16 protein-coding genes and 1 riboswitch are annotated in these 15,045 nt (G+C 74.5%); of the genes, 6 read left to right on the top strand and 10 right to left on the bottom strand.

All coding sequences use genetic code 11. From position 1 onward, the window contains the following. Positions 1-3 precede the first annotated feature (3 nt). Together ACZ6AQ_RS00195 and ACZ6AQ_RS00200 are read left to right on the top strand one after the other, a co-directional pair. Positions 4-1,794: a glycoside hydrolase family 15 protein gene (locus ACZ6AQ_RS00195; RefSeq protein ID WP_468756312.1), complete on the top strand. Its 1,791-nt coding sequence runs from the start codon at positions 4-6 to the stop codon at positions 1,792-1,794. A gap of 4 nt (positions 1,795-1,798) precedes the next feature. Beyond that, positions 1,799-2,554, top strand: coding sequence for an SDR family oxidoreductase (locus ACZ6AQ_RS00200; protein WP_468756313.1), 756 nt, complete (start codon positions 1,799-1,801; stop codon positions 2,552-2,554). A 24-nt stretch (positions 2,555-2,578) separates the two neighbouring features. On the opposite strand, the gene amaP is transcribed toward ACZ6AQ_RS00200, so the two are convergent. The 5 genes from amaP to ACZ6AQ_RS00225 form a co-directional block, all read right to left on the bottom strand. Continuing rightward, a complete protein-coding gene (gene amaP / locus ACZ6AQ_RS00205; RefSeq protein ID WP_468756314.1) occupies positions 2,579-3,166 on the bottom strand; it encodes an alkaline shock response membrane anchor protein AmaP in 588 nt (195 codons plus the stop codon). Positions 3,167-3,217: 51 nt separating this feature from the next. Then, positions 3,218-3,829 carry a DUF6286 domain-containing protein gene (locus ACZ6AQ_RS00210; RefSeq protein WP_468756316.1) on the bottom strand — a complete coding sequence of 204 codons (612 nt, stop codon included), beginning with the start codon at positions 3,827-3,829 and terminating at the stop codon, positions 3,218-3,220. Further along, a complete protein-coding gene (locus ACZ6AQ_RS00215) occupies positions 3,826-4,206 on the bottom strand; it encodes an Asp23/Gls24 family envelope stress response protein (protein ID WP_468756317.1) in 381 nt (126 codons plus the stop codon). Before ACZ6AQ_RS00215 ends, ACZ6AQ_RS00210 begins: the two co-directional genes overlap by 4 nt. Positions 4,207-4,212: 6 nt before the next feature. Then, positions 4,213-4,404 (bottom strand): hypothetical protein, encoded by a 192-nt coding sequence (locus tag ACZ6AQ_RS00220; protein ID WP_468756319.1) that lies wholly within the window; start codon positions 4,402-4,404, stop codon positions 4,213-4,215. 68 nt (positions 4,405-4,472) lie between these two features. Then, complete coding sequence (locus ACZ6AQ_RS00225; protein WP_468756320.1) at positions 4,473-4,955, bottom strand: Asp23/Gls24 family envelope stress response protein; 483 nt, start codon at positions 4,953-4,955, stop codon at positions 4,473-4,475. A gap of 92 nt (positions 4,956-5,047) precedes the next feature. On the opposite strand from ACZ6AQ_RS00225, the gene ACZ6AQ_RS00230 reads away from it, so the two are divergent. Then, on the top strand, positions 5,048-5,722 hold the full coding sequence (locus ACZ6AQ_RS00230; protein ID WP_468756321.1) for a hypothetical protein: 675 nt from the start codon (positions 5,048-5,050) through the stop codon (positions 5,720-5,722). A 47-nt stretch (positions 5,723-5,769) separates the two neighbouring features. Here ACZ6AQ_RS00230 and ACZ6AQ_RS00235 read toward each other — a convergent pair whose 3' ends face one another. The 3 genes from ACZ6AQ_RS00235 to ACZ6AQ_RS00245 all read right to left on the bottom strand — a co-directional run bounded on the left by ACZ6AQ_RS00235 (position 5,770) and on the right by ACZ6AQ_RS00245 (position 8,920). Further along, complete coding sequence (locus ACZ6AQ_RS00235) at positions 5,770-6,582, bottom strand: enoyl-CoA hydratase/isomerase family protein (protein WP_468756323.1); 813 nt, start codon at positions 6,580-6,582, stop codon at positions 5,770-5,772. 129 nt (positions 6,583-6,711) lie between these two features. After that, positions 6,712-6,933 (bottom strand): helix-turn-helix domain-containing protein, encoded by a 222-nt coding sequence (locus tag ACZ6AQ_RS00240; RefSeq protein WP_006123601.1) that lies wholly within the window; start codon positions 6,931-6,933, stop codon positions 6,712-6,714. Positions 6,934-7,321: 388 nt separating this feature from the next. After that, positions 7,322-8,920 carry an ABC-F family ATP-binding cassette domain-containing protein gene (locus ACZ6AQ_RS00245; RefSeq protein WP_468756325.1) on the bottom strand — a complete coding sequence of 533 codons (1,599 nt, stop codon included), beginning with the start codon at positions 8,918-8,920 and terminating at the stop codon, positions 7,322-7,324. A gap of 272 nt (positions 8,921-9,192) precedes the next feature. Here ACZ6AQ_RS00245 and ypfJ point away from each other — a divergent pair, with 272 nt between their 5' ends. Next, on the top strand, positions 9,193-10,083 hold the full coding sequence (gene ypfJ / locus ACZ6AQ_RS00250) for a KPN_02809 family neutral zinc metallopeptidase (protein ID WP_388691880.1): 891 nt from the start codon (positions 9,193-9,195) through the stop codon (positions 10,081-10,083). A 76-nt stretch (positions 10,084-10,159) separates the two neighbouring features. On the opposite strand, the gene ACZ6AQ_RS00255 is transcribed toward ypfJ, so the two are convergent. After that, a complete protein-coding gene (locus ACZ6AQ_RS00255) occupies positions 10,160-11,527 on the bottom strand; it encodes a hypothetical protein (RefSeq protein ID WP_468756327.1) in 1,368 nt (455 codons plus the stop codon). 224 nt (positions 11,528-11,751) lie between these two features. Then, positions 11,752-12,879: an alpha/beta hydrolase gene (locus tag ACZ6AQ_RS00260; RefSeq protein WP_468756329.1), complete on the bottom strand. Its 1,128-nt coding sequence runs from the start codon at positions 12,877-12,879 to the stop codon at positions 11,752-11,754. A 331-nt stretch (positions 12,880-13,210) separates the two neighbouring features. Between ACZ6AQ_RS00260 and ACZ6AQ_RS00265 the strand changes: the two genes are divergently transcribed. After that, entirely contained in the window at positions 13,211-14,479 is a 1,269-nt protein-coding gene (locus tag ACZ6AQ_RS00265) for an inorganic phosphate transporter (protein WP_468756331.1), read from the top strand. A 12-nt stretch (positions 14,480-14,491) separates the two neighbouring features. Then, positions 14,492-14,713 (top strand): hypothetical protein, encoded by a 222-nt coding sequence (locus ACZ6AQ_RS00270; RefSeq protein ID WP_388691870.1) that lies wholly within the window; start codon positions 14,492-14,494, stop codon positions 14,711-14,713. Positions 14,714-14,937: 224 nt separating this feature from the next. Then, a riboswitch (adenosylcobalamin (AdoCbl) riboswitch) is annotated at positions 14,938-15,014 on the top strand. The last annotated feature ends 31 nt before the right edge of the window (positions 15,015-15,045 follow it).

Raw genomic sequence — 15,045 nt, forward strand, 5'->3', positions numbered from 1 at the left:
AGCGTGACGCAACGCATCGACGACTACGCCCTCATCGGGGACCTCCAGACCGCCGCCCTCGTCGGCCGCGACGGATCGATCGACTGGCTGTGTCTGCCGCGGTTCGATTCGGGCGCCTGCTTCGCCGCCGTCCTCGGCGACGAGGAGAACGGGCACTGGCGGATCGCCCCCAAGGGCGCCACCACCTGCGCCTCCCGCCGGTACGCCGGGGACACCCTCGTCCTGGAGACCTTCTGGGAGACCCGCACCGGCACCGTCAAGGTCGTCGACTTCATGCCGCAGCGGGACGCGTACCCCGACGTGATGCGGATCGTGGAGGGCGTCAGCGGCCGCGTCGAGATGGGCTCCGTCCTGCGGCTCCGCTTCGACTACGGCTCGGTCGTGCCCTGGATGCGCCGGTCCGACGGGCACCGGGTGGCGGTCGCGGGGCCGGACGCGGTCTGGCTGCGCAGCGAGCCGCACGTGAAGACCTGGGGCCAGCAGTTCGCCACCTGCTCCGCCTTCACCGTCGCCGCCGGGGAGAAGGTGGCCTTCGTCCTGACCTGGCACCCCTCGCACCGGCCGCGCCCCGACCTGGTCGACCCCTTCGAGGCCCTGGAGCAGTCGCTCGCGGACTGGCGGGAGTGGTCGGCGCGCTGCACCTACCGGGGCCCCCACCGGGAGGCGGTGCTGCGCTCCCTGATCACCCTCAAGGCGCTCACGTACGCCCCCACCGGCGGGATCGTCGCCGCCCCCACCACCTCCCTGCCGGAGGAGGTCGGCGGCGTGCGGAACTGGGACTACCGCTCCTGCTGGCTGCGCGACTCCTCCCTCACCCTCGGCGCGCTGCTCGCCGCGGGCTACGTGGAGGAGGCGGCCGCCTGGCGGGACTGGCTGCTGCGCTCGGTCGCGGGCGACCCGGCCGACCTCCAGATCATGTACGGCCCGGCCGGGGAGAGACGGCTGCCCGAGACGACCCTGCCGTGGCTGCGGGGGTACGCCGGCTCGGCGCCGGTACGGACCGGGAACGCGGCCGTGGACCAGTTCCAGCTCGACGTGTACGGCGAGGTCATGGACTCGCTCAACCGCGCGCGGGAGGCCGGCATCCCGGCGGAGCGGCACGCCTGGAACCTCCAGCTGAGCCTGCTGGGGTTCCTGGAGTCGACCTGGCGGGAGCCCGACGAGGGGCTGTGGGAGGTGCGCGGGCCGCGCCGCCACTTCACCCACTCCAAGGTGATGGCCTGGGTGGCCGCCGACCGGGCCGTGCGCACCCTGGAGGCCGATCCCTCGCTGCCGGGGGACGCGGCGCGGTGGCGGGCCATGCGGGACGACATCCACGCCCAGGTGTGCGACAGGGCGTACGACCCGGTGCGGAACACCTTCACCCAGTCGTACGGTTCGCGGGAGCTGGACGCCGCCACCCTGCTCATCCCCCAGGTCGGCTTCCTGCCTCCGGAGGACCCCCGGGTGGTGGGCACGGTGGACGCGATCAGGGCGGAGCTGACGCACGACGGCTACGTGCGCCGGTACAGCGCCGACTCGACGTCGGTGGACGGCCTGCCGGGGCAGGAGGGCACCTTCCTGGTCTGCTCGTTCTGGCTGGCGGACGCGCTGCGGCTGACCGGGCGGGCCGGGGAGGCGCGCGAGCTGTTCGACCGGCTCGTCCGGCTCCGCAACGACGTGGGCCTCCTCGCGGAGGAGTACGACCCGGCGACCGGCCGCCAGCTCGGCAACTTCCCGCAGGCGTTCAGCCACATCGGCCTGGTGGGCACGGCGTTCGCGCTGGCCGGGGAGGACGGGGACCCGGCAGGATAGGGCCATGGATCTGGGACTGAAGGACCGTGTGTACGTGGTGACCGGCGCGACGCGGGGGCTCGGCCGGGCCTCGGCGGAGGCACTGCTCGCCGAGGGCGCCAAGGTGCTGGTCACCGGGCGCGAGGAGAAGACGGTCGCCGAGGCGGTGGACGCGCTGGGCCCGGACGCGGCCGGGATCGCCGCCGACAACGCCGACCCGGGGACCCCGGCCCGGCTGGTCGCGGAGGCCAGGTCCCGGTTCGGCGGCTTCGACGGCATCCTGATCAGCGTCGGCGGCCCGGCGCCCGGCTTCGCGGCGGACAACACCGACGAGCAGTGGACCACCGCCTTCGACACCGTCTTCCTGGGGGCGGTCCGGCTGGCCCGCGCGGCGGCCGGGACGCTGGGCGAGGGCGGGGTGATCGGCTTCGTCCTGTCCGGGTCGGTGCACGAGCCGATCCCCGGTCTGGCCCTCTCCAACGGGCTGCGTCCGGGGCTCGCGGGGTTCGCCAAGTCCCTCGCCAACGACCTGGGGCCGCGCGGGGTCCGGGTCGTCGGGCTGCTGCCGGGCCGGATCGACACGGACCGGGTGCGCTCGCTCGACGCGCTCTCCGGGGACGCGGACGCGGCCCGCGCGGCGAACGAGGCCGCGGTGCCGCTGCGCCGGTACGGCACGCCGGAGGAGTTCGGGCGGACGGCGGCGTTCCTGCTGTCGCCGGCCGCCTCGTACCTGACGGGCCTGATGCTGCCGGTGGACGGCGGGGCCCGCGGCGGCTTCTGAACCGGCCGGCCCGCCGTCCCGTCCTCAGGAGACCCGGCGGGCCCGGTGCTTCACCGCGCGCAGGCGCGCCTCGGTGGGCAGGGACGGCAGGCCCGTCGCGGTGCGGGCGTGGGCGAGGGTCCGGGCGCTGAGGGTGGTGAGCACGTCGCCCGGCGAGGCGTGCGGTTCGAGCCGCAGCCGTACCCGGGCGCGGGGGGCGTCCCGGCGGCCGGTGAGGGAGAACCGGGCGCGGGCCACGCCGTCCTGGTCGGCGGTGTCCGCCTCCAGGACGTCCTCCAGGGCCCGGCCGCGCAGGTTCACCTCCTCGCCGTCGCCGCTGTCGACGACGACCTCGGAGAGCCTGGCCCGGCGGAACTGGGCGATCAGCCACCAGAGGGCGAGCAGGACGATCACGCCGAGGACGGCGATGACAACCGGCCACCACCAGCCCTCGTCCCGCCAGCGCTGCCGGTCGGCGGTGGTGAGCAGGACGTCGGAGGGGCCCGACCAGGGCCACCAGGACGGTACGGAGAGGCCGGCGGCGGCCACGAGGACGGAACCGCCGAGGAGGACGAGGATCAGCCCGGCGAGGCCGAGCAGGACGCGGTTGACCCGGCGGAGGACGACGGTCACCTGGCGGTCCTTTCCTGGAGTGTCGGCGTCATGTCCCGGGAGGTCATCGGCTCATCCCTTCTCGGGCGGCCGGGTCACCCGTACCTTCGGCGCGGGCGGGCGGGCGAGGCCGAGGTCGCGGATGCCCGCGCCGACCGCCCGCTCCAGGTCGGTGCGGACCTCGTCGAGGTCCCGGAAGTGCGAGACCGCCCGGACGGTGGCCCGGGAGCGGCGGACGCGCACCCGGGCGGAGCGGACGCCGGAGACCTCCATGGCGCGGTCCCGCAGGGCGAGGGCGGCGGCGTCGCGGTCGAGTCCGGCCCGTACGTCGGTGTGCTCGCGGCGCATCGGGAGGACGGACCGCAGCCCGGGGGTGAGGGCCAGGAGCAGCAGCCAGAGGCCGAGGAGCGCGGCGACGGAGGCGCCCGCGAGGACCCACCCCGAGTCGAGCGGCCGGGTCGCGAGGCCGTCGGCCGTCTCCTTGCGCCAGGCCATGGCGGAGTGGTCGGCCCGTACGGCCGCCACGTCGTAGAGGAGGAGTCCCGCCCCGCCGAGGACGACGGCCGCGAGCAGGGCCGCCGGAACGCGCCGCACCGACCAGAAGCGGCGGGCGCGGGCGACGGGGGCGGTGTCGGGCTCTTCCTCCCGGGCGGGGGAGACGGCCCGTTCCTGGGTGGTGGTCATGAGAGGCGGCCCCTCGGTGAGTCGTCGCGGGTGAGCGCGGAGTGGAGGCGTTCCACGCGGACGGTCACCTCGTGGACCTCCATGCCCACGAGGTGTTCCACCCGGCTGCGGACCCGGCCCCGGACGGCGCCGCACCGGCGGCCGATGTCGGAGGGGTAGTCGAGTTCGAGGTCGATCGCGATCCGGGCGGCGTTCCGGTGGACGTCGACCGAGGCGTGGGGTTTCGAGCCGCCCTTCGGGACGCCGCCCAGCGCCTCCCGGGCCGCCCGTGCCGCGATCTTCGCGACGACCCGGTCGGCGATGTCGGTCGCTCCCCGGTCACGGACCGGGTCCCGTGCCGCGTCCGCCGCCGGGGCCGCTGCCAGCTCCGTCGCCACCCCGCGTCACCGCCGCCGGTCGCCGCGTTCGCGTGCCCGGAACAGGTCGCCGGGTTCGAGGTCTCCGTCGAGGAAACGACCGGCCACGAAGCCGATCGCCCCGAGGGCCGCGATCAGCAGAAACGCTCCGAAGCCGCCGAAGTACCCGGCGAAGCCGAGAGCCATGCCGGCCAACAGGCCGACCACCGCCATGCTCATGTACGAGTCCCTTTCCTGGCCCTGATCACCGGGTTCCGGCGGCCGCCCGGGGCGGCCGCCGGAGGTTGTCACTGGAGACGGCGCTGGTCCTCGTCGTCCCCGTCGTCATCGTCGTCGTCGGGCAGTTTCACGTCGCTGACGGCGATGTTGACCTCCACGACCTCCAGGCCGGTCATCCGTTCCACGGCGTTGATGACGTTCTCCCGGACACTGCCCGCGACGTCGGAGATGGCGTAGCCGTACTCGATCACGATCTCCAGGTCGAGCGCGGTCTGCACCTCGCCGACCTCGGCCTTCACCCCGCGGGTGACGTTCGACTTGCTGCTGCCCCCGGGGACCTTGTCGCGCACGGCGCCGAAGGTGCGGGAGAAGCCGCTGCCCATGTCGTGGACGCCGTCGACGTCGCGCGCCGCGAGCCCGGCGATCTTCTCCACCACGCCGTCGGCAATGGTCGTCTTGCCCCGGGTGGCGGCGGAGCCACTGCGCTTCACCAAGGGAGAGCGGCGCGTCTCGTCGGACGAGGAGCCGCCGGAGTGAGTGGTGTCCGTCATTAGTTTCGCCCCTTCTGGGTTATTTCGGGGTTCTTCGATCACGTTAAGGGCGGTTTCCCCATTTTGCTCACCGAATGCGGCAATCTGGGGGAATGACGACGGCTGAGAGTTGGACGGCGGCGGTCCGGGACCGTCTCGCACCGGGCAGGCTGCTGCCGCTGGGAACGGCGGAGGACGGCGCCTGGATCACGGAACGCGCGGTACGGCGGGTCCTCGACCGGGCCGCCGCGACGGTACGGGGGGTGGTGCCCGGCACGCTCCGGGTCGGGCCAGACCCCGACGGGGGGCAGGGGCCGGAGCCGCTTCCGGTGCCGCCGGGCGGCCTGCCGCCGGGGGCGCTGCGGATCACCGCGGACTTCGGGGCGGTGGTGGGCCGGCCGCTGCCGGAGCTGACCGAGGAGCTGCGGGCGGCCCTGCGCGGATCGGCGGTGGAGGAGATCGGGCTCGCGGTGACCGCCGTGGACCTGCGGGTGACGGATCTGCTCGACGCGCCGCCGGAGGAGGAGCCGGCCGCTCCCCCGCCGGGCCGGCCCTCACCCGCGACGGACGACCCGGTGGCCCTGGCGGTCCTGCGGGTCGAGGGCGTGGCGGGCGTGACGGACGTGCTGGGCCCGCCCGTGCGGCGGGGCGGGGACGGAGTGCGGGTGGAGCTGGCCGTGACGGCGGGCCGCCGCCCCCTGGACGTGGCCCGTGCCGCCCGGAGCGCCGCGACCGCGGCCGCCGAAGGGGCGGCCGCGGTCACGGTGCTGGTGTCGGAACTGCGCTGAACGGGTGCGCGGCCCGGACGCGGGCCGCGCCCACCGGGCGCCCGGTGTCAGTCGCCGAGGCCGGCGAGGTCGCGCAGACGGCGTCCCTGGGCGGCGCGCTCGGCGGCGCGCTGCTCCTCGTAGGAGCGTCCGGAGACGCCCTGCAGGAGCGCCTTGGTCTCGTTGACCGCGTCGCGGGGCGCCGCGAGCAGGGCGGCGGAGAGGTCCCGTACGGCCGCGTCGAGGTCGCCGGCGGGCACGGCCAGGTTGGCGAGGCCGATGCGCTCGGCCTCGTCGGCGTGCACGAAGCGGCCGGTGACGCAGATCTCCAGGGCGCGGGCGTAGCCCACGAGCGAGACGAGCGGGTGCGTCCCGGTGAGGTCCGGGACGAGGCCCAGGCCGGTCTCGCGCATGGCGAACTGGACGTCCTCGGCGACGACCCGCAGGTCGCAGGCGAGGGCGAGCTGGAAGCCCGCGCCGATGGCGTGTCCCTGGACGGCCGCGATCGACACGAGGTCGCTCCGGCGCCACCAGGTGAACGCCTCCTGGTACTCGGCGATGACCGCGTCGAGGTCCTCGCCGGAACCCCGGGCCATGTCGAGGAAGGACGGCTCGCCGTCGAAGCCCTCGGGCGTGAACGCCTGCCGGTCGAGTCCGGCGGAGAAGGACTTGCCCTCCCCGCGCAGGACGACGACCCGCACGCTGCCCGGCAGCGACCGTCCGGCTTCCGTCAACGCCCGCCACAGAGCGGGAGACTGAGCGTTGCGCTTCGCCGGATTGGTCAGGGTCACCGTGGCAACGGCGTCCTCGACGGTGAGCCGCACACCGTCCTTGTCGAGTACGGATTCGCGTACGGGTTCAGAGTCGTCGAGCGTGGTCATGGAGCGCCTCCGGTTCCGGTGCAGCACTGCGTCAGGTACTAAGTGACTGCACAGTAACCACCCGGCCGGGGGCAGGGCCGACCGGGTGGCCACCGGAAGACCCGGTGGCCCGGCCGGACCGCCCCGGCGTCAGGCCGAGGCCGCCTTCTTGCCCCGTGTCGCTCCGCCGCGTCCCCGCAGCGTGACTCCGGACTCGCTGAGCATCCGGTGGACGAATCCGTAGGAGCGGCCGGTTTCCTCGGCCAGCGCCCGGATGCTCGCACCGGAGTCGTACTTCTTCTTCAGGTCTGCCGCGAGCTTGTCGCGCGCGGCGCCGGTCACCCGGCTGCCCTTCTTCAGAGTCTCGGCCACCCGTGCCTCCTCATGGGAAGTGCGCTCTGGACTTCTCATGATCACCCCTCACGTCCGTCCTGGCCACCCATTCGACGAGGTCCATGCCGCTTCGTCGGCGGACGAGTACGGCATCACCACGACCGGAAGCTCATGTTCCACATGATCGCGCGGGCCCTTTCGTCCCGAGGGCGACGAGAAGTGCCAGGTCAGCGCGGGGCCGGGGAGACACGTACGGCGCGGGCCCGCCGGAAGGTTCCGACGGAGCACCGCGCCGATGGGTACGAGACGTCCTCACTCAGATGAAGGACCGCCCATGAGCCGAATGATCCAGCCCCGGGTGATCGTTCCCGGCCCCGGAGGCCCCGCCAGGGGCCCGGGGGGGGCCGCAGCACGGAGCCCCGGGGGATCAGGCCAGGGCCACCAGGTCCGCGTAGTCCGCGCCCCACAGGTCCTCGACGCCGTCCGGGAGCAGGATGATCCGCTCCGGGTCGAGCGCCTCGACGGCGCCCTCGTCGTGGGTGACGAGGACGACGGCGCCCTTGTACGTGCGCAGCGCGCCGAGGATCTCCTCGCGGCTGGCCGGGTCCAGGTTGTTGGTGGGCTCGTCCAGGAGCAGCACGTTCGCCGAGGAGACGACCAGGGTCGCCAGGGCGAGCCGGGTCTTCTCGCCGCCGGAGAGCACCCCGGCCGGCTTGTCGACGTCGTCGCCGGAGAAGAGGAAGGAGCCGAGCGTCTTGCGCACCTCCACCAGGTCCAGGTCGGGCGCGGCCGAGCGCATGTTCTCCAGGACGGTCCGCTCGGGGTCGAGCGTCTCGTGCTCCTGCGCGTAGTAGCCGAGCTTCAGGCCGTGGCCCGGGGTGACCTGGCCGGTGTCGGGCCGCTCGACGCCGCCGAGGAGGCGCAGCAGGGTCGTCTTGCCGGCACCGTTGAGGCCGAGGATGACGACGCGCGAGCCCTTGTCGATGGCCAGGCTCACGTCGGTGAAGATCTCCAGGGAGCCGTACGACTTGGAGAGCCCCTCGGCCGTCAGCGGGGTCTTGCCGCAGGGCGCGGGCTCGGGGAAGCGGAGCTTGGCGACCTTGTCCGAGGCGCGGACCGCCTCCAGACCGGAGAGGAGCCGCTCGGCGCGCTTGGCCATGTTCTGCGCGGCGACCGTCTTGGTCGCCTTGGCGCGCATCTTGTCGGCCTGCGAGTTGAGGGCGGCGGCCTTCTTCTCGGCGTTCTGGCGCTCGCGCCTGCGGCGCTTCTCGTCGGCCTCGCGCTGCTGCTGGTAGAGCTTCCAGCCCATGTTGTAGACGTCGATCACGGAGCGGTTGGCGTCCAGGTAGAAGACCTTGTTGACGACGGTCTCGACCAGGTCGACGTCGTGGGAGATGACGATGAAGCCGCCCCGGTAGGTCTTCAGGTAGTCCCGCAGCCAGACGATGGAGTCGGCGTCGAGGTGGTTCGTCGGCTCGTCCAGGAGGAGCGTGTCGGCGTCCGAGAAGAGGATGCGGGCGAGCTCGACGCGGCGGCGCTGACCGCCGGAGAGGGTGTGCAGCGGCTGGCCGACGACCCGGTCGGGCAGGCCGAGGGCGGCGGCGATGGTGGACGCCTCGGCCTCGGCCGCGTACCCGCCCTTGGTGAGGAACTCGGTCTCCTGGCGCTCGTACTGGCGCAGGGCCTTCTCGCGGGTGGCGCCGGAGCCGGTGGCGATGCGCTCCTCGTTCATCCGCATCTTCTTGAGCAGGGTGTCGAGGCCGCGGGCGGAGAGGATGCGGTCGCGGGCCAGGACGTCGAGGTCGCCGGTGCGCGGGTCCTGCGGCAGATAGCCGACCTCACCGGAGCGGGTGATGGTGCCGGCGGCGGGCTGTCCCTCGCCCGCGAGGCACTTGGTGAGGGTGGTCTTGCCCGCTCCGTTGCGGCCGACCAGGCCGATGCGGTCGCCCTTGGCGACGCGGAAGGAAGCGGACTCGATGAGGACACGGGCACCGGCGCGCAGCTCGATGCCGGAAGCGGTGATCACGGACAGACTCCAGAGCGGTGGGGAACGGCGGAAGGACGGGGTGGAGGGCTTCGACGCCGCTAATGCACGGGGAGAATGGCCATACGGCCAGTCTAACGGGCTCCTGCAACTGGTTTTCGGCCGTGCGGGCACGCCCCGCGGGGCCCGGGGGCGCGCCCGGCGTCCTCCCGGGCACGCGCCGGCGCATCGCAGGAGGGGCGGCGGGTAGAAGCGCGTCCGATACTCGGCGCGGGACGGTGACCGTCCCGCGGACACGTGGAGGGTGGTGGGCCGTGCAGTTCGACGACGACGCCGATCTGGACACCTCGGAGGTCAACGACGTCAGGGGCAGCCGCATCCCGGGCGGCGGGGCGACCATCGGCGGCGGCATCGTCGGCCTCGTCGCGCTGGTCCTGGGGCTGTTCTTCGGCGTGGGCCCGGACCAGCTGGGACTCTCCGACGGCGGCGACCAGCCGGCCGCGACCTCCTCCTCGGCGGCGCAGGTGAACCGGACCTGCCGGAAGGGCTCCGACGCCAACGCGCGCGAGGACTGCCGGATCGTGGCGGTCGTCAACAGCGTGCAGGACTACTGGCGGGGCGAGTACCCGCGCCGGGGCGGCCGCTACACCACGGCCCCCACCGAACTGTTCACCCAGCGGGTCGGGACCGCGTGCGGCACCGCGACCTCGGCGGTGGGCCCGTTCTACTGCCCCGGCGACCGGCAGGTCTACCTGGACCTGGACTTCTTCGACGAGCTGCGCACCAAGTTCGGGGCGAGCGGCGGCCCCTTCGCCCAGGCGTACGTGGTGGCGCACGAGTACGGCCACCACGTCCAGAACCTGATGGGCACCCTGGACAGGGCCCAGGACGGCCGGACCGGCGAGAACTCCAACTCCGTACGGGTCGAACTCCAGGCCGACTGCTACGCGGGCGTGTGGGCGCGGCACGCGACGACCACGCCCGACGAGAAGACGGGCAGGCCCCTGCTGACGAAGCTCACCGACCAGGACATCCAGGACGGCCTGAACGCGGCGGCCGCGGTGGGCGACGACCGCATCCAGGAGAAGTTCCAGGGCCGGGTGACGCCGGAGAGCTGGACCCACGGTTCGGCGGCCCAGCGGCAGCGGTGGTTCTACACGGGCTACGAGAGCGGCGACATGGCCCGTTGCGACACCTTCCGCTGAGCGGGGCACCCGGGTCCGGCGCGGCGGGGCGACCGCGCGCCGGGCCCGTTCCGTTCCCGCGTCCCCCCGTCGCGCCTCACGCTCCCCCGGTGTGGACCTGGAAGGCGGCCCGGCGGACCGCCTTGGCCAGGGCCGGGTCCGGGTGGGCGGCGGCGAGGGCGACCAGGACCTGGACGGTGCGGGGATGGCCGACCGCCCTGACCTCGTCGAGCAGCGCGGGGACGGTGCCCTGCACGGCGGCGTCGAGGTGGCGGACGAGCAGCGCGCTCTCCCCGTGGTCGGCCACGGCCGCGGCGGTGTCCACCCAGAGCCAGGTCGCCTCCTCGCGGGTCAGCACCTCCTGGGCCTCGTCGGGGTCGGCCCCCTCGTACTCGGCGAGCCAGAGCAGCGCGTACGGGCGCAGCGAGGGCTCGGCGACGGTGGCCCGCACCTCGGCCTCGGCGGGGGCCCCGACGACCCGGAGCGCCTCGAAGGCGAGGCCGCGCAGCAGGGCGTCCTCGCCCCGGGCGACGGCGAGGAGTTCGCTCACGGCGCTGGAGAGGGTGCGGGCCGCGAGCCAGGCGCGGTACTCGTCGCGGGCCGGGCCCGGGGTGAGCCGGGCGCAGCCGCGGAGCATGTCCTCGGCGGACCGCTCGATGTTGCCCGCGGGGCTCTGCGCGGCGACGCAGATCTGCTCCAGCTTGACCCAGACCGCCCAGTTGCCGAGCGGGGTCAGGGTGGCGTGACGTCCGTCCGCGCCGGAGTCCAGGGTGAGGGCGCCGACGGCGGCCAGCCCCTCCAGGGCCCAGTCGAGGAGGGCGGGAAGGCCGTCGGTGTCCGCCTGCGCGGAGATCTCCGGGGCCTGTTCGGGGGCCGGGACCTCGCAGCGCTCCCCGCGCAGCTCCACGACCCGCTGGCCGAGGAGGTCGAGGAGGGCCGGGACGAGGACCGGGCCCTGGGAGAGCTGGAGCAGCGAGAGGACCTGCGGGAGGGCCTCGACGACCTCGGCGACGGCGCCCGGGGCGACCCCCTCGGGGGCCGGGTGCACCAGGGACCAGGCGTCGAAGAGGGCGACCCAGCCGCGCAGGACGGCGGAGTCGTCGCGGTCCCACGCCCGCAGCCGCCAGCCGGGGCGGGCGGTGTCGCCGTGGAGTTCGACGAGTCCGGCGAGCCGGGCGCGGTCCCAGCCCGCCCGGACCTGTCCGGGCGTCAGGTCCAGCGCGGCGGCGGCCCGCTCCTGGACGGGGACGGCTCCGGGACCGGTGCGGAGGGGCGTCCCGGGTCCGGGGCGGGTGCGGGAGGCCGTCCCGGGGCCGGCGGCCGGTGCGGTTCCGCACTCGGCGGCGGCCCAGCGGGCGATCCGTACGGCGTCGGCGAGGACGTGCCGGGCCTGTCGGGCGAGCTCCGCGCGGGGCGGGGTGCCCTCGGGCGGCCGCGGCGTCGGCCGGGTGCGCCGGGTCGTCACGGCCCGTCGGGCGGTGGCCAGCGCCCGCGGACGGACGAGTCGGAGTCTGGAGTTGCGCGCCAATGGTTCATCGGGCTTTCGAGACGTCACGGGGGCAGTCTTCCCGCTGACGGCCCGAAAGCCCAATCGGAATCCTCCGGCCCGTCGGAGACGGGGCGGAGACGGGGCGGGGACGGGCCTCCGGGCCGCCCCGGGACCGGGAACGGCCCCGGGGCGGGCGGGCCTCAGAGCAGGGGGGTGAGGAAGCGGCGGAGGGACTCCTCGTAGCGGGACGGGTCGGGGTTCCACATCGCCGCGTGCGGGGCGTCCCGGACGGTCCGCAGGCTGATCGTGCCGGGATGGTGGGCCGCGAGGTCGACGGACGGCTCCCAGGGGGCGATCGTGTCCTCGGGGCCGTGGAAGAGGAGGACCGGGGCGCGCAGGGCGCCCGGCACCGAGGCGGCGCGGAGGCGGTCGCCGTGCGGGCCGGTCCTGCCCATGGCGGCCCGGACGGCGAACGGGACCAGGGGGCCGGGGACGTGGCGGGCCGCGGCGAGGGCGCGGAAGGTGGCCTCCCAGTCCAGGACCGGGGAGTCCAGGACGAGGCCGGCGATCCGGTCGCGCACCCCCGACTCGGCGGCGGCGCGCAGGGCCATCGACGCCCCGGTCCCCCAGCCGTGCAGGACGATCTTCCCGGCGCCCCGGCGGACGGCGAACCGGAGGGCGGCGTCGACGTCGCGCCACTCGGAGTCGCCGAGATGGGTGAGGCCGCCGGGGACGGGGGGCGCCCCCTCGTCCCCCCGGTAGGTGGGGACGAGGACGGGGATCTGGCGGCGGTGGTAGAAGGGGACGAGGTTCAGCGGGTGCTCGCGGGTGGCGCCGAGCCCGTGCAGGGCGATCACCCAGACGGAGCGCGGGGCGGGCACGAGCCAGGCGGGCAGGGGGCCGAGCTCGCCCGGGATCTCCACGTCCTCGTGGACGAGTCCGAGGGCGGTCGTCGGCGTCCCCCGGTGCAGCGCGGGGGTGAGCCGGACGCGGGCGCCGGGGCCGGGGGTGCCGAGCTCGACCCGTTCCAGGCGCCGGACGACGGTGTCGGCGGTGTGCGGGGTGCGGGCGAGGACGGGTCCGAGGACGGCGTGCAGGCCGGGGGCCTCCATGCCGTACGTGCCGGGCCGCAGCGAGGCGAGGCTGCGGGTGAGGGTGATCCGGTCGGGGGTCGTGGCGTGCACGGTCAGTCTCGGATCACCGGGCAGGGGCCGCTCCGACGGCACCTTGAGGGCGAGGTCGCTGGCGTACCGGCCGGCCGCCACCGCGGCCGCGCCGACACCGATCAGGGTGGTGACGGCCGTTGCCGTCGCTGTAGCCGGGCGCACGCTCCCAGTGTCCGCAGGGTGGGGGCGGACTGCCACCCGACGTGCGGGGCGGGCGGCCGGGACGACCCGTACGGCCCCGGGGCGGGCGAACGGGACCGGCCGTACGGCCCCGGGGCGGGCGCGGGGCGGTCCGCCGCCCGGGGAGACGCGGGCCGCCCCGGGAGGCGCGGGCGGGCCCGGGTCCCGGGCGGGGCCCGGGAGCCCTCCGGGACCTAAGCGGAATCTCCCGGCACCGGATAGGGACACCATGCCGCCCGCCCCAGTTCATCTTCCGTTCATCCAGGTTGCTTACGTTCGACGAGCCACTGACGTCAAACGATTGCCTGGGTAAATGGAACACATCACGCTGCTGCTCGCCATTGTGGTCGTGACAGCTCTCGTGTTCGATTTCACGAACGGTTTCCACGACACCGCCAACGCGATGGCCACGACCATCTCGACCGGTGCGCTCAAGCCCAAGACGGCGGTGGCCATGTCCGCCGCGCTGAACCTCGTCGGCGCGTTCCTGTCCGTGGAGGTCGCCAGGACGATCTCCGGCGGGATCATCAACGAAGAGGGCATCCGCACGGAGGTGATCTTCGCCGCGCTGGTCGGCGCCATCCTGTGGAACCTGCTGACCTGGCTGCTCGGACTCCCGTCCAGCTCCTCCCACGCCCTCTTCGGCGGTCTCATCGGCGCCGCGGTCATGTCGGCCGGCTGGTCGGCCGTGAACGGCTCCACCATCGTCACCAAGGTCCTCATCCCGGCCGTCGCCGCGCCGATCGTCGCCGGCCTCGCCGCGATGGCCGCCACCCGGCTGACGTACCTGATCAAGGCCGACCCCGGGGCGAAGGCCACGGCCAAGGGCTACCGGGCCGGCCAGATCGCCTCCGCCGGTCTCGTCTCCCTCGCCCACGGCACCAACGACGCCCAGAAGACGATGGGCATCATCACCCTGGCCCTGGTCACCCAGGGCGTCGTCGCCCCCGGCTCGAACCCGCCCCTGTGGGTCGTCGTCTCCGCCGGCGTCGCCATCGCGCTCGGCACCTACCTCGGCGGCTGGCGCATCATCCGCACCATGGGCAAGGGCCTCACCGACCTCCGGCCGCAGCAGGGCTTCGCCGCCCAGACCAGCGCCGCCACGGTCATCCTGGCCTCCTCGCACCTCGGCTTCTCCCTCTCCACCACCCAGTCCTGCTCGGGTGCCGTGATGGGCGCGGGCCTGGGCCGCAAGGGCGGTGTCGTCCGCTGGTCGACCGCGACCCGGATGTTCGTCGCCTGGGGCCTGACCCTGCCCGCCGCGGGCCTGGTCGGCGCCGGTGCCGAGTTCCTCACCCAGCAGGGCCCCTGGGGCATCGCCGCCGTCGCGGTCCTGCTGATCGCCGGGTCGGCCGTGATCTGGTCGCTCTCCCGCCGCAAGCCGGTCGACCACCACAACGTCACGGCCGACGACCCGCACGCCGAGGAGCCCGCGGGCGTCGTGACCACCGCCGTCGCGGCCGTCACCCCGCCGCCGGCCGGCTCCTTCACCGCCGTCACGGACGAGGACCTCAAGGCGACCATCCCCGCCCCGGTCCCCACCGACCCGACCGCTCCCCCGGCCCCGGCCGCGAAGGTCTAAGGAAAGAACCGCATGAAGATCGACTGGGCAGCCCTCGGCTCCGTCTTCGGAGTCAGCCTCGTGGCGACCGTCGCCCTGGTGGGCCTCTTCTCCCTCGGCATCGTCGGCCTCACCAAGCAGGAGGAGGCCGCCGCCCGGGGGGACTCCGCCGCCCCGGCCCGCGCCGGTGCCTACGCCTGCTTCGGACTGTGCCTGGCGGCCGTGGCCTACGGCATCCACCTGATCGTCGCCTGACGGTCCCCGCTCCGCCGGCCGGGCGGTCCGCACCTCCGGGTGCGGGCCGCCCGGTTTCCGTGTCTGTGGCACTCCGCACAGTGCGCCGCCGCAGGTCAAGGGGGAGTTGACGCCCGTTCTCGGGGCGTGGTGGACTGCCGGGGCCATAAGAGCGCGTGCCGTGAACGGCGTCGTCCGCCCCGGAGGGCGGGCGGCACTTCCGGCACACGCCCTACGGCGGCAGCAGAGGAAGTCCGGTGCGAATCCGGCGCGGTCCCGCCACTGTGACCGGCCCCCCAGGGGGCCGGGAGTCAGGAACTCTCGCCGCCGGTCACGTCGATCCGGGGCGCGGA

Source organism: Streptomyces sp. NPDC041191, from assembly GCF_055591945.1.

What these genes read in the sequence shown, in the direction of transcription:
- ACZ6AQ_RS00200 (WP_468756313.1), top strand. Translation starts at nt 1,799, where the DNA reads ATGGATCTGGGACTGAAGGACCGTGTGTACGTGGTGACCGGCGCGACG.
- ACZ6AQ_RS00230 (WP_468756321.1), top strand. Translation starts at nt 5,048, where the DNA reads ATGACGACGGCTGAGAGTTGGACGGCGGCGGTCCGGGACCGTCTCGCA.
- ACZ6AQ_RS00265 (WP_468756331.1), top strand. Translation starts at nt 13,211, where the DNA reads ATGGAACACATCACGCTGCTGCTCGCCATTGTGGTCGTGACAGCTCTC.
- ACZ6AQ_RS00225 (WP_468756320.1), bottom strand. Translation starts at nt 4,955, where the DNA reads ATGACGGACACCACTCACTCCGGCGGCTCCTCGTCCGACGAGACGCGC.
- ACZ6AQ_RS00270 (WP_388691870.1), top strand. Translation starts at nt 14,492, where the DNA reads ATGAAGATCGACTGGGCAGCCCTCGGCTCCGTCTTCGGAGTCAGCCTC.
- ACZ6AQ_RS00210 (WP_468756316.1), bottom strand. Translation starts at nt 3,829, where the DNA reads ATGACCACCACCCAGGAACGGGCCGTCTCCCCCGCCCGGGAGGAAGAG.
- ACZ6AQ_RS00220 (WP_468756319.1), bottom strand. Translation starts at nt 4,404, where the DNA reads ATGAGCATGGCGGTGGTCGGCCTGTTGGCCGGCATGGCTCTCGGCTTC.
- ACZ6AQ_RS00235 (WP_468756323.1), bottom strand. Translation starts at nt 6,582, where the DNA reads ATGACCACGCTCGACGACTCTGAACCCGTACGCGAATCCGTACTCGAC.